Source organism: Hyphomonas sp. UBA3601 (assembly GCF_002375605.1).
Lineage (GTDB): Bacteria > Pseudomonadota > Alphaproteobacteria > Caulobacterales > Hyphomonadaceae > Hyphomonas.
Genome location: NZ_DFME01000062.1, coordinates 1,510 through 5,137 on the forward strand (window position 1 = coordinate 1,510; position 3,628 = coordinate 5,137).

Sequence of the window (3,628 nt, forward strand, 5' to 3'; positions counted from 1 at the left end):
CGCCGCTATTATTTCCCCGGCCTGCCCCAGATCCAGTTCTACGACACGGCTCAGTTCGACTGGGTGCAGGATATGGAAGACAGAACCCCTGACATACAGGCCGAACTCCGCACCGTCCTCGCCGAGGACCAGGCGAGCTTCCGTCCCTATATCGAGCGCGGCGCAGGCCATCTTGGCGGACAGGACCATCACCTGCTCGACAATACAGACTGGAGCGCCTTCTATCTCTGGAAAGACGGGCAGAAGATCGAAGCCAACTGCGCCCGTTGCCCGATCACCACGGCCGCGCTGGAACGCGTCCCGCTTGATTTTGCAGACGGCAAGTGCCCATCCGTCCTGTTTTCGGTTCTGAAGCCCGGCGCGCACATCCCGCCGCACAATGGCATGGTGAACACGCGGCTGATCTGCCACCTGCCGCTGATCGTGCCCGGCCCGGCCTGGCTACGCGTCGGCAGTGAGACGCATCACTGGCAAGAAGGGCGCATGGTCATCTTCGACGACACGATCGAGCATGAAGCAAAGAACGAAGCGGACGAGACCCGCATCGTGCTCCTGTTTGATGTCTGGCGGCCCGAACTGAGCGACCAGGAACGGCGCGAAGTCGCCACCTTGCTGGGGGCGATCGACAGTTTCAGCGAGAGCTGACCTAGGCCCGCCGCAAGACCGCAAAGAAGAATCCATCCGTGCCGGCCCGGCGCGGCGTCAGGCGCACGCTGCCGGTGGGGCCGCGATATTTGCGCACGAGCGCTGCGCCCTCTTCAGTCAGCAGACCGGAAGCAATGGCAGACTCTGCCGCGTCTTCCTCGGAAAACTCGGAATGCGCCGCCAGGAACTTCGCCACACGGTCTTCGTCTTCTTCCATCAGAAAGGAACAGGTCGCATAGAGCAGACGTCCGCCCGGCTTCACATAGGCACTCGCGGCGGCGAGGATTTCGTCCTGCTCGCCCATACGCTTTTCCAGCTGGCGTTCTTTCAGCCGCCACTTGGCGTCCGGACGCCGACGCCATGTGCCGGTCCCCGTGCAGGGCGCATCCACGAAAACGAGGTCCATCTGATCGGATAGGTCTTCCAGCTGAGTCGGCTCGCTCGGATGCACCAGTTGCACATTGTGTGCGCCGGAACGTTTGAGGCGCGGGATCAGCGCCGACAGACGCCGCCCGTCAATGTCATAGGCAAATATCTGGCCTTTGCCCTGCATCTGCGCGGCCATGGCCAGCGTCTTGCCGCCACCCCCTGCGCAATAATCCATGACTTGCTCGCCCGGCTGGGCATTCGCCGCTGCAGACGCGATCTGGCTGCCCGCATCCTGCACTTCGACCCAGCCCTTGGAATAGGCCGGAATGCTCTCCAGAGAGGCTTCGCGCTCGCTCGGGTCGCGGGCGGGAATATTGAACGCGTTGAGCAATAGCGGCGATGCTTCGGCTTTCGCGCTGCGCAGCGGCTGGGACGCTTTCTCTGCCTCCACTTTCAGCGTGTTGACGCGAAGGTCCACATCGGCGCGCACGGCCATTGCCTGTGCCTCGACAGCGGCTTCCTCGCCGAACACACGCGCCATCATGGGCGCCATCCATTCGGGATAGTCGCCTTGTACATGCGGCGGCGCGACCGGGTCCGGGGCCATGACGAGGCGCTCGCGCTCCTGCAGGGTCAGCTTGGCGGGCGCATGGTCTTCATCCATGGCCGAGTCGATTTCCTTGATATTCCAGCCCCAGGCATGTGCCAACGCGCCGAGGATCAGGCCGCGCGGACTGTCATCGCCCATCGCATGCGCAATCGAATTGCGCTTGCGCAGCGCGTCCAGCACGAGGCCGCTGACCCATGCCCGGTCTTTCGATCCGGCATAACGCGCGCGCTTGCCCCAGTCCCGCGCAGCCGATTTCACCGGCTGGTGCCGGGTCAGCACGTCGTTCAGCACGTCTATTGCCGCTGCGATGCGTCCGCCATTGCGCATGGGATTTGCCCCTCAAGTCTCTGCAAACCGCCCTGTTACCCCGCAAAATGGGCAAGGGAAACCGGCAATAGCTTAACCGGCGGCCTGAATCACATGCGCCGCCATGGCGCGGCCGCTCTCGACCGCATCACTCGCGAGCCGTCCGAGCGCCCAATCTCCGCCGGCGATCAGCCGTCCATCGGCACTCGCGGCAAAAGGCATCCCGAGCGGCGTGCGCACGCGTGCATACCGCCAGCGATGGGCGGCCAGGTAGTCAGGTTCGCCAGGCAAATCCACCTGCTCCCGGACGGCTTCCAGCAACCGCGCCGCCGCGTCATCCTTTTCCAGTTCCAGATTCTCTGCGCTCCAATCCGGGCTCGCATGCACTGTCCAGCGCTCGAGGCCCGTCTGGCCCGGCTTCGCCAGCATGGGGATCGCTTTTGCAAGCCCGCCGCCGAGCGTGAGAACCTCCTGCTCCAGCCCGGTCGGGTCTGCAAAGGCCATCAACAGCGTCCAGAGCGGCGACATGCCTGCCTTGGCGAACTGCGCTGATAGCGTGGCATCCGCCGCAGTGAGCGTCGCAGCCTGTATGGGCGGCGCCGTCACGATCACCCGGTCAAAGACACCCAGACCTACGCCCTGCTGGTCGCTCAGCCTCCAGGTGTTTTCCGCGCGGATCAGCGGCTGAACTTCCACTGATTTGCGAATATCCAGTCCGCCAGACATCGCACGGGCGAGCGCGCTCATGCCGGGCAGCCCCGACTGGCGCATCTCGACCGGTGCGCTGTGCCAAACCTCACCGCCGCCCGGCACGCTGGCTGGAACCCCAGGTGCACCATGGTCAATCGGCCCGAAATCCGTGCGACGCGTCGCCAGACGACCGCCCAGTCCGCGGCTCTTCTCGAATATGACCGGTGTCATACCCGTCTCCGCCAATGCCCGTCCGGCGGCGAGCCCGGCCAATCCTGCTCCGATGATTGCGATCCTGTCCGTCATGCCGATTCCCTGTATCAATTACAGTTCAAGCTAGGGCGCGGTCTGGCCAAGTCCCGTAAATAGTGGCTGGATAGCGTGGCTGGAGAGGTAAATTGATGCTCAAACTGGACCTGCCACCGCAGGTGACGACTGCAAGCCCGGCTGACTGGCGACAGATCGGCGACATCACGGCTGAAGCATTTTCCGAAGATCCCATCAATCGCTGGATATTCGGCACCGACGCCGCCATCCGGGCGACCTTCCGACAGCTGGCGCGAGACATGTATCTTCCTGAGGGTATCTGCCACCAGATTGGCGATGATGCCGCCACGATGTGGGCCCTCTCCGAAACGCGGCATGGGCTGACATCACTCCAGACCTTCCGGCTGGTCCTTTCACTTCTCAGCAAAGGATCAAAAGGGACTGTGAAACGGGCGCTGAAGGCCGGCGAGATCATGCAGCAATATCATCCGACCGAACGCCACCTCTACCTCTTCACAATCGGCACACGGAAGGCTGCGCGTGGCAAAGGCCTCGGCAAGACGATATTGCGCCCCATGCTGGACGCCGCCGACCGCGCGGGCCTGCCCTGCTATCTGGAAAACTCGACCCCCGCCAATTCCGGCTTCTATATGAGCCACGGCTTCGAGCGGATGAAACTGTTCGAGGTCGGAGAAGGCTCACCGCAGATGGAAGCTATGTGGCGGGACCCATTGGTTCAAT

The 3,628-nt window shown here is 63.3% G+C and carries 4 protein-coding genes; 2 read left to right on the forward strand and 2 right to left on the reverse strand.

Going from position 1 to position 3,628, the window contains the following annotated elements; genetic code table 11:
- Nucleotides 1-645: aspartyl/asparaginyl beta-hydroxylase domain-containing protein (locus B4F73_RS06765; protein ID WP_290482825.1), on the forward strand; the 645-nt coding region annotated here is incomplete at its 5' end.
- A 1-nt stretch (nucleotide 646) separates the two neighbouring features.
- On the opposite strand, the gene B4F73_RS06770 is transcribed toward B4F73_RS06765, so the two are convergent.
- Both B4F73_RS06770 and B4F73_RS06775 read right to left on the reverse strand, forming a co-directional pair.
- On the reverse strand, nucleotides 647-1,951 hold the full coding sequence (locus tag B4F73_RS06770) for an RsmB/NOP family class I SAM-dependent RNA methyltransferase (protein WP_290482826.1): 1,305 nt from the start codon (nucleotides 1,949-1,951) through the stop codon (nucleotides 647-649).
- A gap of 72 nt (nucleotides 1,952-2,023) precedes the next feature.
- Complete coding sequence (locus B4F73_RS06775; RefSeq protein ID WP_290482827.1) at nucleotides 2,024-2,926, reverse strand: NAD(P)/FAD-dependent oxidoreductase; 903 nt, start codon at nucleotides 2,924-2,926, stop codon at nucleotides 2,024-2,026.
- A gap of 95 nt (nucleotides 2,927-3,021) precedes the next feature.
- On the opposite strand from B4F73_RS06775, the gene B4F73_RS06780 reads away from it, so the two are divergent.
- Nucleotides 3,022-3,628: GNAT family N-acetyltransferase (locus B4F73_RS06780; RefSeq protein ID WP_290482828.1), on the forward strand; the 607-nt coding region annotated here is incomplete at its 3' end.